Genomic DNA, 18,221 nt, shown 5'->3' on the forward strand with positions numbered 1-18,221 from the left:
TACCTCCTTATCTTTCAGGTTCTTTGCGTTTGGGAGAGGGACTGGCAGGCGCAGTCTTTTCTGCGGCCAGTGCCAGTTTTTCCATGACCGACTCACGCTTTGGAGGGTCGATCTTATCAATCTGACTTCTCAGCACCTTGGCAACCTCCACGGCGGTTTCCTCACGGGACTCGGCAATGGCTGTATCCAGGAATTCACGATACGGAGCAGTCTTACCGGCAGCAAGATCTGCCTTGATTTCTTGGATATGCGCCTGCACATCATCAACCTGATCCATATACTCATAGGGATCGAAGTTCTCGGCAAAACGGTCGAGCTTAAAAGCAAGTTCTGCGAGAGGGTCGTTGACCACTACCGCCTGTCTGCCGACCTCAAATCCCTGTTCCATGACATCCTCGTAGACCATGGCACGAAGCTCTCTGTGTGCCAGATTGAAGGACTCCAGAATATCAGTTCTGACCTCAATCATGGACATATCGGGATTGTCCACCTGACCGCCATCAATCTCGTTGTAGTTCTCATCGAACAGGGTGTAGTCATAGCCATCGTCACAGGTCTGAATAGCAAGGATTCTGTCCTTGCCAACCTTCCAGGCAGCTTCATCCCCCATGATTTCAGGCTCTGCCATATAGCTTGCGCCGTTACGCTCCATGATTTCTGCGAATTGGCAGATGTGGAACACATTGGTGCCGATCTGGGTGTGATACTCGTCGATAAACTTACAAGGCTTTACGAGGGTCTCATCGGGATAGTGAATCTGGATGCAGCCACCGTCAGGAACACGGAACAAGTCCTTATAGTGGCTGTCGATAAATCGGATGTCCTTGCCATCCGGGTTAAACTCATTCGTCATTTACGCTTTCCTCCATTGTCAAATTCCATATTGAAACTGGTCTTGCCATCCTCGGACACTTCCATATACACCGTGGCATCAAAGGTATTGCCCGTCTTTTTCGACTTGCAGCCTTTCAGCTTCACCTTACCGGAAGCAAGCAGTTTCTGCGCCGTAGCGTTGGTCATGCTCTTGCCGATACTCTCGAAGTAGCGGTTGTTTTTCCAAAGGGCAAACTTGCAGCTCCGGTTGGAACAGAAAAATGCTTTCGCCTTTTCCTCTACAGCACTGCCGCAGACAGGGCATTTCCCAACGGCATTGCTTTCCTTTGACATCAGAACCTCAGAATCCCGAATAACCTCGTAATTCTGAATCAGACCGGCAATCACATCTTTAATCTCATCCATAAAATCCTCGCTGGCGTATTCGCCTTTCTCAATGAGCAACAGCTTTTCCTCCCAATCTGCTGTCATAGATGGGGACTGAATCTGTTCGGGCATGACTGTTACCAAAGCTGTACCCTTGTGGGTCGGAATCAGATGCTTGGTTTTCTTATCGCCTTTCCGTTCCAAAAAACCAATGCGAACCAGTTTTTCGATGATACCGGCACGGGTTGCAGGGGTTCCCAGACCTTTACGCTCCACCTCATCGGGCATTTCATCCGCACCGGCAGTTTCCATGCTCTGCAGGAGCGTATCTTCGGTGTAGTGCTTCGGAGGGGAGGTTTTTCCTTCCTTAATTTCCGTGCTGATGACAGCTATTTCTTCGCCAACGGAAACAGAAGGGAGTGCCTGTTCCTTTTCATCAGATTTTGTCGAACCGCTTTTCCTGGCAAGAGCTTTCCAACCATTATGCAGAATGGTTTTTCCCCTGACGGAGAAGGGAGTGCCGCCGCAGTCCAGTTCAATGACTGTTTCTGCATATCGGTGCGGATCTCCCACAGCCACAAAAAGACGGGTGGAAATCAGCTGCAAAATTGCAAGCTCGCCCTTGGGAAGCTCGTTCAGATTGCATTTCTGCAATTCTCTGGTAGGGATAATGGCATGGTGGTCTGCGACCTTTTTGTTATCCACAACCTGCTCCGCATGGACAGGTACGTTATCCACACCCGGAGAGGGGAATGTGTGGAAAGCCATAGTTACGAGGTCTGGCAGATTGTGTGCCATATCGTCTGTCAGGTATCTGCTGTCAGTACGAGGATAAGTGACCAGCTTCTTTTCATAGAGATTCTGTGTATAATCCAAAGTCTGATGTGCCGTATAGCCCAGCACACGGTTGGCATCTCTCTGTAAACTGGTCAGATCATAAAGTGCAGGCGGCTTTTCACTTTTCTCCTTGCGTTCCGCTTTTGTGACCGCAGCGACAGAACAGTCTCTGCTGACAGCTTCGGCATCCGCCTTTTTCTTGAAGCGTTCGCTTGCTGCCGTAAACCCATCCAGTCCAATCTGAACCGTGTAAAAGGGTTCCGGCTTGAAAGCGGCAATGGCAGCTTCACGCATGACTGCCATTGCAAGGGTGGGAGTCATGACTCGACCAACATTCAGGGTTTGCCCGTAAAGGGTTGAAAAAAGTCGAGTAGCGTTAATGCCAACAATCCAGTCGGCTCGCTCTCGACACAGGGCTGCTTCATACAAAGCATCATATTCAGTTCCAGACCTGAGATTTTCAAATCCCTCCCGGATAGCGGAATCTTCCATGGAAGAAATCCAAAGTCGCTCAAATGGCTTTCTGCACCCGGCTTTGTGGTACACCAGACGGAATATCAGCTCACCCTCACGACCAGCATCTGTAGCGCACACAAGGCTGGCAACATCATCTCTGGCCATGAGCTTTTTCAGGATACCGAACTGCTTCTTTGTTCCGGTAGAAACCTCATACCGCCAGTCAGCCGGGAAGATCGGCAGGTCAGCATACGTCCATTTGCTGTATTTTGCATCGTAGGCTTCGGGCTGTGCCAACTCCACCAGATGACCGACACACCAGCTGACAACATAGCCGTTGCCTTCGAGGTAGCCATCTTCACGCTCGGTGGCACCTAAGACTTTGGCAATACTCTGGGCGACTGAGGGTTTCTCAGCCAATACTAATTTCATTTGCATCTGCTCCTTTCCAAAAAAATTAGCAGCCACACACCGTAGTGCATGACTGCTATGTAAGTTCTTTATTCAGTTCAACAAACTGGAATTTGTCCCTATCAGATTCTTTTGGAATAAAGGACTTCTTCTGTGTCAAACGCAGGCTTTGAAGTATCCGTTAACGCAAACCCGTTGGCTTCGTAAAAAGCTCTGGCGCGATAGTTTTCCCTAAATACCCACAAAAACACTTCGGAATATCCGTTTTCCTTGATATCTTTCAGAACTCGATTCATCATTTGACTGCCGTACCCTTTATGCCAGTTTTCAGGCAGACTATGGATGCAGATTAACTCTGCTTTCCCGGTCAACTCCGCATCACGAGCTGTGTCCCAATAAGCGATGCAATGGGGCGTTCCATCCACCGAGAGAAGATATCCGTTTCCTTTGTTCTCATCCAAAAGCCTCTGATACATAGCGGTCGCTCGGTCGATGTCCGTACACTTTTCCAGAGTCTCGGCATCAAGGATTCCGGCAAAAGCTGCCTTCCAGCTTTCAGTTTGAATATATGCCAAGGTGTTTGCATCACCTTGCTGAACTTTCCGAATAACTGCTTCCATTTTAGCAACCTCCACAAATCTCGATTTGATGAACTGATTATATCATATCAAAGTTCAAAAAGATAGATAGAAGCTATGTAAAGGCAACCCGAAGGCTGCCCCAGGCATCATGCCTGTTACGGATTATACCGGTTCGTTATCCTCCTCATCCGCAGAGAAGTCAACATCCTCGTCCTCGTATTCCTCGCTGTAGCCGTAATCCTCGTCATCGCCTACATAATCAGCGTCAGGATCAGGCTTTGCAGCTTCTTTTTCTTTCTTCTTTTCCTGTAACTTCTTAAAGGCGAAGAAACCACCGCCGCCGACAAGTGCAAGCAGAGCAAGGATAGCCGGAATCATATTGTTCTTAGGCTTCTCCACTGGCGCAGGCTCTGTGACCTCAGGCTCCGGTTCCGTCTCAACCGGCTCAGGAGTGGTCTCAACCACAGGCTCGGTGTACTTGGCAGCTTCGTCCTCGCTCATCAGCATAAGCAGGTCGGCTTCGTCCACCTGATTCAAGAAGTGAACCGTCTCGTTTCCTTCATCGTCACGGTCGATGATGATATAAAAGTAGTTGCCGTTCTTTGTGACCGCAGTAATGAACTGTTTGCCGGTTTTGTCAGGCGAGCCGACATCATCAACCAAAGTCAGGTTGCCATCAGGAGTAAGGGCGGATTCACTGGTATCTGCGCCGGTATCCATGTTCTGCATGAACATACTCATGAACATCATAAGCAGTGCCATATCCATTTCGCTGTTCTGCTCGGCTTTCTCAATCAGCTCCAGATAGTCACTGTGGACATAGCCATTCTTTTCAGGAACCGTGATCTGATACCAGTCGCCATCAACACCGATCACCTTTACTTCCTCGCCGGGGCGAAGCTGGTCGATGATCTCATAATCCATGCCTGCACCGGTACGCACATTCAGACGGGAGCCGTTTGTTACTACCTTGCCGGTCCCCATGCCATCGTCCCCGGTTTTCTCGGCATCATACTTCCAGTCCTCGCCATTGAAGGAGAATACCACCGTACCATCTTCATCGACGGACACACTGTAAGGAACCTCCTCCGCAGTCTGCTCCGTGTTTTCCTCAGGTGTAACCTCCACAGCTTCGGTACTGGAAGTCGCCGTTTCCTCGGTATAGGCAAAAGCCGTTGTCGAGAACACGCTCATACACATCACAGCCGCAAGAAAAGCGGCGCTAAGTCTTTTAATCTTCATTCTGCATCTCCTCCTCGTTCATAGCGTTGATTGTCTCAGGCTTCGGAGCCATATCCGCAGCAAACATACGGAGCAACTCAGAAAGCTGGTCAGGGGTCAGGTTCGCAGCGTGAACCATCTCATGGATTTCGGAATTTTCCTCCTCACGGTATCTGCGTTCCAGGTCTTTTACTCTGGCATCCCATTCAGCCCGTTTCCTTCGGGCTTTCTCAAGGTCTGCACCAATTCTGTCTAATTTGGCACCCAATAGAATGTCCTCCTTAATTCCGGATTCTGCCGAAGCAGTAAAAATGCTGTTGCCAGTAACTTGTTTCAATCGAAGCATAGGAAATCGGGTTTCCGCAGTGAATCATCATCCCATTGCCGACATAAATACCAACGTGCGATGCACCGGAGGTATCATAAGTGCCCTGGAAGAAGATAAGGTCTCCCGGTTTTGCAGAGCTTCGGGGGATAATGTCACATACACCCATCAGACCGTTTGCGGTCAATCTGCCAACGCTCCAGCCATTGCCGCAGTTATTGATGACCCACGAAACAAAACCGGAGCAGTCGAAAGAAGTGGAGGGGCTGCTTCCACCCCAGACATACGGGTATCCCAGATACTTCTCAGCTTCCCGGATCATGTTGGCAAATCGGGTATCTGTCAGAGCTTCACCCGGAATGTCATAGTCGGTGTATTCGCCGGTGACTGCATAGATGTCGTCCCCGAAGATGTCCGGGCGGTTCCCGCTTGTCTGGAGGAGTACACGGTATCGCTCCATTTCATCCTCCGTCAGACCGGAGCTTCCGATCACACGGTTCAAGCCCTTGTTTACCAGCTTCACATTCAGGATATAATACTCATACTCAACCTCAACTTCGTACTCATATTCCTCCGTCGTGGTCTCGCCGGTTTCCGGGTCTGTGGATGTCGATGTGCCGGTACGGGTCTCTGTGCGGGTTCGGATTTCCACTTCCTCTGTCAAAATCAGCTCATACTGCTGATCGAACAGCCACCGCAGAGTGCTTTGCACTTCCTCACGGGTGTAATCCTCAAACTTCACCGTCAGATACGCCGCCAGCTCATAGGGATTGTGGTTGATCTCATCAAGGTCATAACGGTATTCATCGTAACCGCTGTGAGTGCGCTCAATGTTGTTGATCTGATTTCTCAGGGCAGCTTCCAGCGCCTTATAATCATTGTCCGCCCCAATAATGTCCTCGTCATTGGCAGTAAAGGAAGTCCCCAGAATCACTTGCGTTCCACCCTGGAACATGGCAGCACAAGAGGAAAACATACTGGAGATAACCATAAAAAGCAGTCCCGCCGCCAGAACAAGCAGAATAGCTTTGGAGTGCGTGGTGCAAAACTCCGTGACTTTTTCTGTGATTGTCCTGGTTCCCTGGGCTGCTTTTTTCGTACCCTTGGTAGCTGTTGTCTTTGCCGTACTGTTACCGGCTTTGGCAGCTGCATATTCTTTCTTGATTGCCTGTTTCTGCCGCCAGCGGGAAAACGGGTTGGAACCGACATCGGGATTGTCCTTCTTGAACATTTCATACAACGCATCTACATTGGCTTTATCTGACTTCTGCACCAACTTATCCGCCTTATCATGGGCTTTCAGCTTGTGGCTGTAGATGGCGTGATCGACGGTGTAGGCAGTGGATTCCACTGCCTTTGTCGTTTCCTGAACCGACTGAACACCGACATTATCATCTTCATATTCAGATACTGCCCGATGTGCCTTGTAGGTGAGCGCCGCAGCTGTGCCACGGGTGGCAAGGTGTTTTGCCGAAGATGGACGCTCCACAGCCACGCTGTTGTCCGCCTTGCCAAAACGGAGCTTTGTTTTCCGGGAACCGGCGGCATCCGTTTCCTGACGTAGCTTGGTTGCCTTCTTTTTGGAAGCCAGCTTATTTATCGCTTTTTCTGCTTTGTCAGCCGCCTTATCCGCACGGTCAGCAGCTTTCTTCACCTGAGAATCCGCAAGGTCATCTTCGGTGAAACGGAGTCGTGTCGGTTTCTTCGCCATGCCTTACGCCTCCTTTGTTGCCACCACCTCGTTCAGCTTCGTGGTCATAATGCGGTAGAGTTCCGTATCGGTCGGGAACCGGTCAATGAACGGCAGGATCACATTGCCATAGAACAGAAGTCCTTCGCCCTCACCGGAGTTGGTCACATAGGACAGCTGGTGGGGAGAGATATTCAGACGCTTCGCCAGAATCCCTCTGTCCTCGCTTGCCTGATTCAGCATATAAATGAAGTCAGAGTTTTCGAGAATATTGGCAATCTCCGGGGAACGAAGCAGGTCCTTGACATTCTGGGTAATGCCGGTGGGCAAACCGCCCCATTTACGGAATCTTTTCCAGATTTCTACGGAGTAGGTGGCTGTCTGCTCCTCCTTCAGAAGCAGATGGAACTCGTCAATGTAGTATCTGGTGGATTTACCGGCACTTCGGTTGGCTGTCACACGTCCCCAAACCTGATCCTGAACAATCAGCATACCGATTTTCTTCAGCTGATTGCCAAGCTCCTTGATGTCATAGCAGACCAGACGGTTATTGATGTCCACATTGGTTCGGTTGTTGAACAGCTTCAGCGAACCCTTCACATAGATTTCCAGTGCAGTCGCTACATGATGGGCTTCTTTCTCGTCCTGTTTGAGAAGTGCGTTATACAAATCCTCAAGGACGGGCATATTTTCAGGAACCGGATTATCAAAATAGCTCTGGTAAATCTGATGCACGCAACGGTCAATAACCGTCTTTTCAATGGGCTGCAAGCCATCTTTACTGCCCATAATCAACTCGCAGAGGGAGAGGATAAAGTCCGCTTTCAGGGCAACAGGGTTATCATCCTCAGAGTAGTTGATGTTGATGTCCATGGGATTGATATAGTTGGTACTGGAAGAACTGATCTTGATTACCTGGCCTTCAAACTTGTGAACCAGCGCCGCATATTCTGCTTCCGGGTCGCAGATGATAATGTCATCATCCGTCACGAGGAACGCATTGGTAATCTCACGCTTTGCAGAGAAGGATTTGCCGGAACCAGGCGTACCAAGGATAAGCCCGTTGGGATTTTTCAGTTTCTTTCTGTCCACCATAATCAGATTGTTGGACAAGGCATTCAGACCGTAATACAGGCTTTCTGCACCATTCTGGAACAGTTCCTGTGTAGTGAACGGCACAAAAATAGCCGTGGAACTGGTAGTCAGACCACGACGAATCTCAATCAGATTCTGTGCCAGCGGCAGACTGCTCATCAACCCCTGTTCCTGCTGGAAATCCAGTCGGCGCAGATTGCAGTTATGCTTCTGGGCGATACTCTGTGCCTGGAACACATTGTTTTCCAGCTCCTGTTCGGTGCGCCCGGTGTTCATCACAAGGAATGTCAGCATGAACATTCGCTCGTTCTGGCTCTGCAATTCTTTCAGAAGCGCTTTCGCATCTTTACCGTAGGTGGCAAGATCGGAGGGAATGATGTCCATATCGTAGCCGGAACGGACAGCCTTTTTCTGTTCCTCGATTTTGGAACGGTCAAGCTCTGTGATGGTACGCTTGATGGTCTTGATTGCCGCTGTCTGATCAACCGACTGGATGTGCATGGTCACGATCTGGCTGGACTCCATATCCAAAAAATCAGCCAGCATTCGGTCAGAAAGGTCAGAAGCGATAATTTGCAGATAGGACATCGAACCGTAGATGCTACCCATCTGGAAGGTACGGCTGTTCTTAAAGGCAAACGCCGTAGGTGCAATGAAGTCCTTTACAGACAGCCCGGATTCTACAAGGTACTTCCAGTCAAAGAAGAACTTGTCGTTGTCACCCATGTGGAACATGGAGTGCATCAGGCGAAGTCTTTCCTTGCCGTTCATCGGGTGAGCAATAACACCCAAACGGCGGAAGTTGTTGAGCAGATCATTTTCGATGTGCTGAAGTCTCGGTTTTGCCTGTCGCATGGAGTCCGCTTCAATGCCGAAAGTCAGGAACTTGGTCTTTGTCAGACCGTTGTTACCCTGAGACAGCTGCTTTTTCAGCATCTGACTGTACTCGGCACGGACAGAATTGAACGCATCCTTGCGGAACGGAATGCGGATACTCTTTTCAAAGCTCTCCGCATCGGTACTCATGTTCATAAAGGACAGCTCAAAGTGGATGGAACTATCAAAGAAGTTCAGGAATCCACACCACTCATCAAAGATGGCAGTCTTATCTTCCTGCTGTGCCAGCTGATAGTTGATGTCCTGAAACTGAATGGTCTTGGTGTAGAAACTGTCGGTGACTCGGCAGATGCCATCGGGGAACATTCTCTGGAAGGGAATGGACTGCTGGGCGGTCTGCGGTACACCATTGTCTTTCTTGGCTCGTTCCACAACAGCCTTAATTTCTCGCTGCTGCTTGCGATTCAGATTTGCAGGCATCTTTACTTCTCTTGCCTGCGTTTTCTTCTTGAAAAACAATCGCATTTACCTCCTTTTCGAGTTGATACTGACGCATCAGAGCGTCGTAATAGTTGTTCGTCTGGTAAGGGCGAACCTTGGGACGAATGAATTTTGCCTGAATGAAATGCCCTGCGATGACCTCCAAGGGCTGTCCGTCCTTTTCGTACATTGCCAAAAAGAACAGGGGCAGCATGACGATAATCATGGTCATAGCGGCAAGGCTGACATTTCCCATGCTCTTGACCAAAAAGAACAACGGCACTCCGATGAGCGCCGCTGCTCCGAAACAGATCAGCTGTCGTTTGGTCAGATTGAAAAACGCCTTGGTTTTCACCCTCGTCAGGTCACGGGGTACGGGGATATATGCTGCCACACGAAACCTCCTTCCTTAGTGGGCTGAGAACACACCCTTGGCGAGTGTGCCGGTCTTAAACAGGGTGAAGCAAAGCAGAACGGTGTAGCCCATGACACCCCAGATAGAACCGATGATGTCATCGCTGAACGCTATCGACTGTACCAGTACCGCATAGATGCCCACGCAGATCATAATGAGGAACCCTTGGAAACCGATGGCGAACAGGGATCTCAGGTAGTTCTGTCCGACGCTGCTCTGTTCTCTGTTTCCAAAAGTGGAGAACGGGATAGGAGCAAGGCTTACCATCAGGTAAATCTCGATCATACGACCGTAGACGATAACAAAGATGATGATTGCCAATGCGGACATCGTGACCTGCACGATAAAGGATTGCAGAAACAATCCAAGCAGAGGACCCAATTCCATCGCCATAAGCGTATCTTCCAAGTTCTCAAGAGCCGAAGCATCTATCGCTGTGTTTCCCGCTATGATGCCGCCACTTGCGTTTATGACGTTCTGCGTGACATCAAAAACCGCCATGGTGATATTGAATGTGTTTGTGATTAACATGACCGCAACGAAGGTCTTGAACACCCATTTGAAAAATGTCCATGTCTCAAAGTTCGCCAGATTGTTGTGGTCAATAATCATTTGAATTAGCTCGTAGCAGGCAATGAATGTCAGTATCAGACCTGCTATCGGGATAATCACTGACTCGGAGATGTTGCGTACCATGGCAAAGACACCCGGCGAGAAGTTCGCCGGTGTCATGCCCACGGAGGTTGCTATCTCGCCAACCTGGTTGTTGACGGACTCAAACATCCCCGACAGATTACCCATGATGGCTGAAACGAGCATTTCTTTCAGCCAGTCAGTTATCTGTTGGAGTATGCTGTCCAAAGGCGATTACCTCCTTTTTGCTGATTAACCAAAGAGACCGGAGAGCAAAGGAACCAGAGTGATACCGATGAGGGCAACGCCGCCGCCCGCCATGAGCTGCTTCATACCCTGAGACTTTGCTTATGTGTGATAAAGAAGCAATAGAAGTGCAAAAAATTTTGCCGTTCCTATCCGACACTTGGCCATTGTGTCGGATAGGTCGGGCGGTTATTCGGGCAAGTCAATCTTGCCGACAAAGCTGTAATAAATCTCAATGTCCTGCCTGCGGGTGCCGTTCTCATCATAGCTGCACTCATGCACCACAATTTTCTCGATCATTTCCCGCAAGAGAGTGGGGGTCAGTTCTTCAAAGGCAAGGTGCTTGCGGACAATGCCCATAAATTTCTCGGCGTTGACGGTAGCTGCCTGTGACTTGTCCAGTTCGGCTTGCAGGGCGGCGGCTCTCTTTTTCAGCTCCGCTTGCTCGGCTTCGTAGTCAGCCGACAGTTCCATGAAACGCTCATCGCTGATTTTGCCGTTTACATTGTCCTCATACAGCCGCTTGATAATGCGGCTGATTTCAGAAATGCGTTCCTGCGCCTGTTCAAGCTGCTTGATGGCTGCGGCGGTCTTTCGCTTGCCGCCGATCTCGTTCTGCTGGACAAGTAGTTTCACAAACCGGCTCTCATGCTTGGCTGCGTATTCGGTCACTTGCCGGAGATTTGCCAGGACACCAGCGGTCAACAGATCGGTGCGGATAAAGTGCGCCGTACAGTTGCGGGTGCGCTTCTTGTAGCTGCCGCAGATGTAGCAGTCCTGTTTGCGGTCTTTGTTCTGATACCGCTGCTGATACAGCACATGGCCGCAGTCGGCGCAGAACAAAATCCCGGAGAACAGCCCCACTTCATCGTAGCGGTTCGGGCGTTTGCGCTGTTTGCGTAACTCCTGCACCCGTTCCCATGTTTCCTTGTCGATGATCGGCTCATGGTGGTTCTCGAAAATGGCCTGCTTCTCGACGGGGTTCTCTATGCTGTGCTTGACCTTATAAGAAGGCTTTTCCGTTTTGAAGTTCACCAGACATCCGGTGTACTCTCGGTTTTCGAGGATATGAACGACGGTGTTGGTCGCCCATTTGCACTCATAGCCTGGGTGATAACGGCGGGTGCTGCCTGTCCGCTGATATTCCAGCGTCCCCGGCGTGGGGATTTGCTGCTCCGTCAGCATACGGGCAATCTTGGTCGGGCCGTTCCCGGCAAGGCAAAGCTGGTAAATCTGCTGCACCACCGGGGCGGCTTCCTCGTCTATAATAAAATTCTCGTCCTCGTCCATCACATAGCCGTAAACCGGCTTGCTGGTAACAGGCTTGCCGCTCATGCCTTTTGACTTTTTCACTGCCTTGATTTTCTTGCTCGTATCTCTCACCAGCCATTCATTGAACAGATTTCGCAGCGGGGTAAAATCGTTGTCCATGCCCTCGCTGGCACTGTCCACATTATCGTTGACAGCGATAAAACGCACACCCTTTTGAGGGAACAGCATTTCCGTGTAAAACCCTACCTGCAAGTAGTTTCGCCCTAACCGGCTCATGTCCTTGACGATGACCGTACCCACTTTCCCGGCTTCAATGTCCGCAAGCATGGCTTGAAATCCGGGCCGCTGGAAGTTCGCGCCGGAAAAACCGTCGTCGGTGTACCAGCGCAGATTGGTAAAGCCGTTCTGTTTTGCGTAGGTTTCGAGTATCCTTTTTTGGTTCGATATGGAATTACTCTCGCCTTGCAATTCATCCTCGTGGGACAATCTCGGATAAAGGGCGGTAATGAGGTTTTGGGTGGCTTGTCTTAACATAAAATCCTCCGTTTCCGACAGCCAGCCCCACTATTCCGTGGTTTCATTGTACCACGGAACGGCGGGGGCTGTACAGCGGCAAAAGCGTTAAATTTGCTTCTTTACAGCTTTTCAATTTTCCGATTTTTATGGTATGGGTTGTCGTCCCATATTTGCAGTAGAAAAGTTCATAACTCCGTGGTATACTCTGATTTAACAAAAAAATCAGAAGTTAAAGGAGAAAACATGAAGTATACAATAGATGAATTAACCGCGGCCAAAAGGCAAATTGATTCAACTCTGCACAAGCTAAGAGAAACAGTAAAAACATTTGAATCAAAGGATAATTCCGAGCGTTATAAATCACAAATCACATTGGCAAAGAGAAGAATAAAAGCCTTTGAAATTGCAAATTATTTTATAGAGAATGAGATTAAGAATTGCTAAAGCACTTCCGATTTTCGTTCCAGCGGTCATGCTCCCTGGCATGGCCGCTTTTCCATGCCCCGGTTCACGCCGGATAAGTCGGCTCCTGTGTAGCAGCGGCTTCCGCTTCCAGTACCCGCGCCATTTTGTCGGCGGCTGTGGTTGTGGTGTCTTTCTTGAAATAGCCGGACACGACAAGGACGGAATTGCCCATGCGGATTTCCGTCACACAGTCAGGGCGGCGGGTGGTGCGGGTGTCGTGCTGCTTGTTATCTGCCATAGGCAATACTCCTTTCAGTCGGTAATCAGTTTCTTCATGCTCTCCATTTTCCGCTTGGCGGTTTCCTGCCGGAAGTTGTCGCCGGTAAAGCGTACCGGGACGCACATGGAAAGCAGGCGGTCATAAATCCGGGAATGGGCGGTGTCCTCCGGGTTGTGCAGGTCGTCCAGCGTAAGGTTGGTCGTGACGATCAGCGGCTTGCCGCTGCGGTAACGGCTGTCAATCACATTGAACACCTGTTCCAGCCCGTATTCCGTCCCGCGTTCCATGCCGAAGTCGTCAAGGATCAGCAGCGGATAACGACAAAGGCGGGAAATGTACTCGTTGCGCCCCTCAAAGCTGGCGGCAAGGTCATTGAGGATAAGAGCAAAGTTCGTCATGCGGACGGGGATTTCTTTCTCCATGAGGGCGTTTGCGATACAGCCTGCAAGGTAGCTTTTGCCGGTGCCTACGCCGCCCCAGAACAGGCAGCCGATATTGTCTGTCCGCATATCTTCCCAATGCTCCACATACCGGCGGGCAAGCCCGGTCTGCGGGTTCCTGCCGTTGTCGTTCTCGAAAGTCCAGTCCCGCATGGTGGGGTCGGTAAAGCCCCGGCGTTTCAGTTCTTCCACGGTGTCAAGGTGTCTGCGCCGCTTTTCGGCGGCTTCCCGTTCCTCGCGGGCGGTTCTCTGGCAGTCGCACTCTGCCGGGTGGCGGTCGCGCCCGAAGATAGCGGCCTTATCCGGCGCAAAATAGGCTTCTTTCGGCTTGCGGCACTTGCCGCAGTACAGTAAACCGTCCTCGCCGGTGTAGTCCTCCGGCTCCGGGATGGTGGTCGTCATATTCTCCAAAACCGCGTTGATTTCATTCTTCATAAACTCTCGCCCTCCTTGCATGAGTAGTCTGGTATGCCCTTTTTAGGGGCTTCCTTTTTGTCGTTCCCCGCCCATATCCGCAGGGCGGCGGCATAGTTCTGGTAGCTTTTCCCGTTGGCGGCAAGGTAGCGGCTCATTTCCTCGATGAACCGTTCCAGCCTGTCAGGGTACTCTGCCTGCAACTCGTCGTATTCGGTCTGTGACAGAAAAATATTTCCATATCGGCCATAGGGCGCGGACGGCCCCCCACTCACTCCCTTTGTTTGGCTCTCTGTAAGGTTGTTTATAGTAGTTTGGTTAGGGGACGGTTTTCCGACCATCATAAGGTCGGTTTTCTGACCATCAGTAGGACGGTTTTCCGGCTCTATGAGGGGCGGACTTCCGGCCATCAGTTGGTCTGAAAACTGTACCTGTGGCACTGGCGGTACTTTGACATAAAGCCGGTTCGGTGCGGAGAAGCCGCCCCGTTCCCGTTCCAACAGCCCCGCCGTGTCCAGTTCATTAAGCGCCCCCTTGATGGTGGTGCTGCCTTTATCCAGTATTTCTGCTATCTCCGCGATGGGATAGATAATATAAATCCTGCCCTCGTCGTCCAGCCACTTGTTTTTCTGGGAGAGGGTGGAACGGTCTAACAGCAGCGAATACAGCAGCTTGGCGGTCTGTGAAATCTCCATTTTCAGCAGGAAACGGGGATACGGCAGATAGGCGGGCAGCCGCGTGTCTGCCCTGATATAATCAGCGATAGGATCACCTCCCTGTGTTCGGGTTGATTTTGGCGTATTGTCACGCATTAAAACGCCGTTTCCGGGGGAAAAGGATAAATGTATCGCGTACCCTTTGACACCCACGAAAAAAGCCTTGATTTATGCGGGTTTGAAAGGCTCTAAAGCGTGACATCTCTGCCTTTGTTTCCGCTTTCTCTCGGCGGCTTTGATTTTCTTCATGCGCCCGGCGCAGTCGGGGCAGTATTTTCCCCGGTTGGATTTGGGGACAAAGGCCGCCCCGCAGACGGCACACCGTTTCCGGCTTCCCCGGCACAAGAGGGCTGCGGCCAGCTCCCCGTCAAGGGGCAGGACAGCCACACGGAACCAGTGGCACATGAGGGAAAAGGAAATGCTCTGGACGCACACGCAAGGCTCCCCGTCGTCCAATAGCAGGCAGTTCCCCTCATCGTAGTTACAGCACTCATGTACCAGCCGCCGCGCCCGCCGGTGCTGGCGGTAGTCCATGTGGGGCAGGTTATCGCTCATGGCTCTGCTCCTTTCTGCGGTGCGGCTCGTCCCGGCGCAAAATCTGGTCGATGTTCCGCTTGACGGTCTGCAACTCCTTGAACCGCTGTTTCTGTTCGTGATAGGTGTTATACAGGCCGTCTTTCTCGGAGATAAGCTGCTCGATCTCGGCCTGCAACGCTTTCCGGGCGGGCAGCTTGGTAATGCCATGCGCCTTGAAATACCGGGCTGCTGCGTCGGCTATGATAAAATCGCTCTCATGGGCCTGCCGGTATGCGGCGCGGGCTTTCTCGGATTTCTGTGCCCGCAGCCCGTCGCGGGCGGCCTTGGTCTGGGCGTAGGCCAACACCTGCCGCTGCAACTTCTTTTTCCCTTGCAGCTTCGTTTCCAGTGCTTTCAGTTCGCCGCTGGTCTGGCGCATTTTCTGATAGGCGGTGTCAACGGCGGCTTCTAACTGCTCCGGGGAAGTAAAGCCGTATTGCTGGTAGACGGACAGCGTTTTGGCGGCCTGCTTCAGATTGTGTATCTTCGCCCAGCGTTCATAGCCCCGGCCTTTGCCCTCGGCCATTTTCTGCTCAATGTCCACAAGCCGCTGCACTCCGTCCTGTTTCGGGGCGGCTATCTCGGCTCTGGCAACCTGCAAGCGGTCTTTTATGGTGCGTGGGGGATCGGGGGATCTGGCTGGCGCTTCGGCTGCTCTGGCGGCGTTTTGCTCTAAAACGGCAAAGACAGCGGCGCGGTCAAAATCGTCGCCCAGCTTCCGGGCGGTAATTGGCTTTGTCCTGTCCGGCGTGAGGTAGGAAAGCCGCCCCCGGCTCTCCTTGACGGTCACACCCTCCTGCAGCAACAGAGAGGAAAACTCGTCAAAGCTGGCGGCGGTGGCAAGGGCTTTCCGTAGGGTCTGCCGCAGCTTCTCCTTGTTCGTTTCAAACTTGGTCTGCCGGGGCGTGATACTATCGGCAATCATGGGGGCGTTCTGCTTGTCCAGCGCGGCCTGTCCCTTTTTCTGCGCCCAATACTCCCGGTCGGTGACGCGGTTCTTGCTGCCGTTCAAGAGGTCGATTTGATAAAGCCCCTCCCGGTGGCACATCTCCATGACTTCGGATTTGAAGTAGCGCAGGGCAGCGTCGGTACATCGGTGCTTGCAGCCGACTTTCGTATCGGCCGGCCTGTCCATGTAGGGCAGGAACGGCACTTCCTCAATCCGCAGGCTGTTTATGACGATATGCACATGAATGTTGCCGCTGTGGTTATGCCCGTCCGGGTGGGTGCAGACAAGGGCCTGGTGGCCGGGAAAATGCTCTTTACAGAATTGTTCCCCCAACGCCTGCGCCCGGTCTACGGTCAGGCCGTTGTCCGGCCCGTCCCGCGGGTCAAAGCTGATGATGTAGTGGTGGCTTTTCACATCTTCCCGCCGCTGGTTTTTCTGATAGCGGAGATTGGCCCGCATACACGCAACGGCAAAATCCTCCCCGTCGCAGTTCAGCGTGGACAGCCGGTAGTCCTCGCGGGGGATAAGCCTGCCGGTTTCATCAAGGACGGGCTTCATGGTAAACTCGTCATGCTCAAAGAGAAGATATTGCTCGGCGGCTCCGTAGTCGGCGTTTTTAGAGTTGATATGCTTGAGTGTTGCCAACCGCGTCACCTACTTTCTTGAGGACTTCATACTTGAGGACGGCAAGGTCGGATATGGCGGCGCGTACCTCGCCGGAAAGGGTGTTGTAGGGTACGCCGTATTCGTTCAGATACCGGGCAATCTGATTGAGGTTGCCGCCGATCCTGCCGTACTCGGCTGTCAGCTTCCCGACAGCGGAAAGCAACTCGTCATTGACCGACGACACATGGACAACCGGGCGTATGGTCGCCCGCCGTATCGCCTGCCGGAGAAATTCGGACTGGCTGATACCATAGGGCGCAAGCCGCGCTGTGAAGTCGGCATACTCATCTTCGGACAGCCGGGTTTTCACAACGCGGCTGCGGTGGGGCGTGTTGTATTTCTTTCGCATGGTGTGACCTCCTTTCTCGCCCGTAAGGGCGCATGAGCAGGGTTTGGGGAAGGCACTCCCCAACAAGTTTCCCGCGAGGGGCAAAACTGCAGAATTGCGGATTTTGGCACCGTGGTAGAAACTTGCTCTCCGTGACTGCAAACTTTCTCTCACTTCCGTCCGCCACTTTTTTGGAAAACTGCAACCACAAAAGTTTGTTTCTCTTTTTCTGCTACTACTAATCCTGTAAAGGGCATTCCTGCCCGCTTTCGCTAAAATGACACCGGACGCAGTGGTTTCTACCCGGTGTTGGAGAAATCCTTTCTCTTTGCCCTCTACTACGGGTAAATGCTCCAAATGCCAAACACCAGGGCAGAAAAATTCCCTCCTCGCTTACTACTACAACCGGCAGGGGGCAAAATGGCCGGGAGCGGAGCCGGACAACAAAAAAAGCAGTAAATCTTTTTCAAGACTTACTGCTTTCGCTGGCCGCGTCGGTGGCGGCTGGTATTCAGTTTTTATGACTTGTCCGGTGGTTCGTCAAGCCGGAACTTGAATTGACAGTCAATTAACCGCTGCTTTACATAGTCCTCCACCTCGGCGTTGACCTGCCCGTTCACTTTTGAGAAATAGCGGATATATCCGGCGTAGTGGAGCAGGACAGCGTTCACGGCTTCTGGGTCGCCCTCACGGGCTTTGAGGATTGTTTCATAGGGGAGAAGTCTACTCATACCGGCTCACCCCCATTTCTTCGCGTAGCCGCTGCAAGGCAAGCTGGATATGCCGCCCCGCTGTGCTGCGTGACCGGCCAATACACGCGCCGATCACGCGCTGCGGCTGGCGCAGAAAGTAATAGCGCAGGATTTCTTCCCGCGTCTGCTCCGGCAAAACAGAGATCGCGTCGGCAAGGGCGGCGTTGCAGAGCAGGACGGTCTGACCGCAGACGGTAAATGGGTATTCCTCGTCCGGCTCCGACGCGGCAAACTGGACAAACTTCTCGTTCATCAGATAGTCAAGGGAAACTTGCCGTTCCCATTGCCGTTTAAGCTTCAAAATCTTGTCCAAGGCGGCACAGCGGATAACAGTCTTGCAAAAGGCGTTGTACCTGCGCTGGATATATTCTTGATAGGCTATCTGGTCGGTCATGGAAATTCCCCTTTCTGAATAATAGTGCGGGGCGGTGGCACTTCTTGCTGTCGCCCCTTGATTGCCTACCAGCAAAGGCGGGCGGG

The 18,221-nt window shown here is 51.7% G+C and carries 19 protein-coding genes and 1 pseudogene; 1 reads left to right on the forward strand and 19 read right to left on the reverse strand.

Features of this window, described 5'->3' with window-relative positions; all coding sequences use genetic code 11:
* Nucleotides 1–7: 7 nt before the first annotated feature.
* From I2D94_RS03545 to I2D94_RS03595, 11 genes and pseudogenes are all read right to left on the reverse strand, one after another.
* Nucleotides 8–853, reverse strand: coding sequence for an LPD16 domain-containing protein (locus tag I2D94_RS03545; RefSeq protein WP_195395640.1), 846 nt, complete (start codon nucleotides 851–853; stop codon nucleotides 8–10).
* A complete protein-coding gene (locus tag I2D94_RS03550; protein ID WP_195395641.1) occupies nucleotides 850–2,925 on the reverse strand; it encodes a type IA DNA topoisomerase in 2,076 nt (691 codons plus the stop codon). Before I2D94_RS03550 ends, I2D94_RS03545 begins: the two co-directional genes overlap by 4 nt.
* 101 nt (nucleotides 2,926–3,026) lie before the next feature.
* Complete coding sequence (locus I2D94_RS03555) at nucleotides 3,027–3,524, reverse strand: GNAT family N-acetyltransferase (RefSeq protein WP_195395642.1); 498 nt, start codon at nucleotides 3,522–3,524, stop codon at nucleotides 3,027–3,029.
* A 123-nt stretch (nucleotides 3,525–3,647) separates the two neighbouring features.
* Nucleotides 3,648–4,727: a CD1107 family mobile element protein gene (locus tag I2D94_RS03560; protein ID WP_195395643.1), complete on the reverse strand. Its 1,080-nt coding sequence runs from the start codon at nucleotides 4,725–4,727 to the stop codon at nucleotides 3,648–3,650.
* On the reverse strand, nucleotides 4,717–4,974 hold the full coding sequence (locus tag I2D94_RS03565) for a DUF4315 family protein (protein ID WP_168934190.1): 258 nt from the start codon (nucleotides 4,972–4,974) through the stop codon (nucleotides 4,717–4,719). The genes I2D94_RS03560 and I2D94_RS03565 overlap by 11 nt, the downstream gene beginning before the upstream one ends.
* A gap of 13 nt (nucleotides 4,975–4,987) precedes the next feature.
* On the reverse strand, nucleotides 4,988–6,742 hold the full coding sequence (locus I2D94_RS03570; protein WP_195395644.1) for a C40 family peptidase: 1,755 nt from the start codon (nucleotides 6,740–6,742) through the stop codon (nucleotides 4,988–4,990).
* A 3-nt stretch (nucleotides 6,743–6,745) separates the two neighbouring features.
* Nucleotides 6,746–9,133, reverse strand: a complete 2,388-nt coding sequence (locus I2D94_RS03575) for a VirB4-like conjugal transfer ATPase, CD1110 family (protein ID WP_195395683.1) — start codon at nucleotides 9,131–9,133, stop codon at nucleotides 6,746–6,748.
* A complete protein-coding gene (locus I2D94_RS03580) occupies nucleotides 9,093–9,527 on the reverse strand; it encodes a PrgI family protein (protein ID WP_195395645.1) in 435 nt (144 codons plus the stop codon). The genes I2D94_RS03575 and I2D94_RS03580 overlap by 41 nt, the downstream gene beginning before the upstream one ends.
* A gap of 15 nt (nucleotides 9,528–9,542) precedes the next feature.
* Nucleotides 9,543–10,409, reverse strand: a complete 867-nt coding sequence (locus I2D94_RS03585; RefSeq protein WP_195395646.1) for a VirB6/TrbL-like conjugal transfer protein, CD1112 family — start codon at nucleotides 10,407–10,409, stop codon at nucleotides 9,543–9,545.
* A gap of 24 nt (nucleotides 10,410–10,433) precedes the next feature.
* A pseudogene (locus tag I2D94_RS18185) lies at nucleotides 10,434–10,529 on the reverse strand (Maff2 family mobile element protein); the annotation flags it as partial.
* Nucleotides 10,530–10,616: 87 nt separating this feature from the next.
* Nucleotides 10,617–12,233 (reverse strand): recombinase family protein, encoded by a 1,617-nt coding sequence (locus I2D94_RS03595; RefSeq protein ID WP_002596236.1) that lies wholly within the window; start codon nucleotides 12,231–12,233, stop codon nucleotides 10,617–10,619.
* A gap of 225 nt (nucleotides 12,234–12,458) precedes the next feature.
* On the opposite strand from I2D94_RS03595, the gene I2D94_RS03600 reads away from it, so the two are divergent.
* A complete protein-coding gene (locus I2D94_RS03600; RefSeq protein ID WP_002596235.1) occupies nucleotides 12,459–12,659 on the forward strand; it encodes a hypothetical protein in 201 nt (66 codons plus the stop codon).
* Between the two features lie 64 nt (nucleotides 12,660–12,723).
* On the opposite strand, the gene I2D94_RS03605 is transcribed toward I2D94_RS03600, so the two are convergent.
* The 8 genes from I2D94_RS03605 to I2D94_RS03640 form a co-directional block, all read right to left on the reverse strand.
* On the reverse strand, nucleotides 12,724–12,918 hold the full coding sequence (locus I2D94_RS03605) for a transposon-encoded TnpW family protein (RefSeq protein WP_002596234.1): 195 nt from the start codon (nucleotides 12,916–12,918) through the stop codon (nucleotides 12,724–12,726).
* Between the two features lie 14 nt (nucleotides 12,919–12,932).
* Entirely contained in the window at nucleotides 12,933–13,775 is an 843-nt protein-coding gene (locus I2D94_RS03610; protein ID WP_002596233.1) for an ATP-binding protein, read from the reverse strand.
* On the reverse strand, nucleotides 13,772–14,566 hold the full coding sequence (locus I2D94_RS03615; RefSeq protein WP_006356266.1) for a replication initiator protein A: 795 nt from the start codon (nucleotides 14,564–14,566) through the stop codon (nucleotides 13,772–13,774). The genes I2D94_RS03610 and I2D94_RS03615 overlap by 4 nt, the downstream gene beginning before the upstream one ends.
* Nucleotides 14,567–14,638: 72 nt before the next feature.
* A complete protein-coding gene (locus I2D94_RS03620) occupies nucleotides 14,639–15,025 on the reverse strand; it encodes a cysteine-rich VLP domain-containing protein (RefSeq protein ID WP_002596231.1) in 387 nt (128 codons plus the stop codon).
* Complete coding sequence (locus tag I2D94_RS03625) at nucleotides 15,015–16,640, reverse strand: relaxase/mobilization nuclease domain-containing protein (protein ID WP_002596230.1); 1,626 nt, start codon at nucleotides 16,638–16,640, stop codon at nucleotides 15,015–15,017. The genes I2D94_RS03620 and I2D94_RS03625 overlap by 11 nt, the downstream gene beginning before the upstream one ends.
* Nucleotides 16,612–17,010, reverse strand: a complete 399-nt coding sequence (gene mobC, locus I2D94_RS03630; RefSeq protein ID WP_002596229.1) for a plasmid mobilization relaxosome protein MobC — start codon at nucleotides 17,008–17,010, stop codon at nucleotides 16,612–16,614. The genes I2D94_RS03625 and mobC overlap by 29 nt, the downstream gene beginning before the upstream one ends.
* Before the next feature lie 497 nt (nucleotides 17,011–17,507).
* Complete coding sequence (locus I2D94_RS03635) at nucleotides 17,508–17,720, reverse strand: helix-turn-helix domain-containing protein (RefSeq protein ID WP_002586615.1); 213 nt, start codon at nucleotides 17,718–17,720, stop codon at nucleotides 17,508–17,510.
* Nucleotides 17,713–18,135 (reverse strand): sigma-70 family RNA polymerase sigma factor, encoded by a 423-nt coding sequence (locus I2D94_RS03640; protein ID WP_002586616.1) that lies wholly within the window; start codon nucleotides 18,133–18,135, stop codon nucleotides 17,713–17,715. The genes I2D94_RS03635 and I2D94_RS03640 overlap by 8 nt, the downstream gene beginning before the upstream one ends.
* Nucleotides 18,136–18,221: the final 86 nt, after the last annotated feature.

The sequence above is a fragment of the Holdemania sp. 1001302B_160321_E10 genome, from assembly GCF_015552275.1.
Taxonomy (GTDB): domain Bacteria; phylum Bacillota_I; class Bacilli_A; order Erysipelotrichales; family Erysipelotrichaceae; genus Holdemania.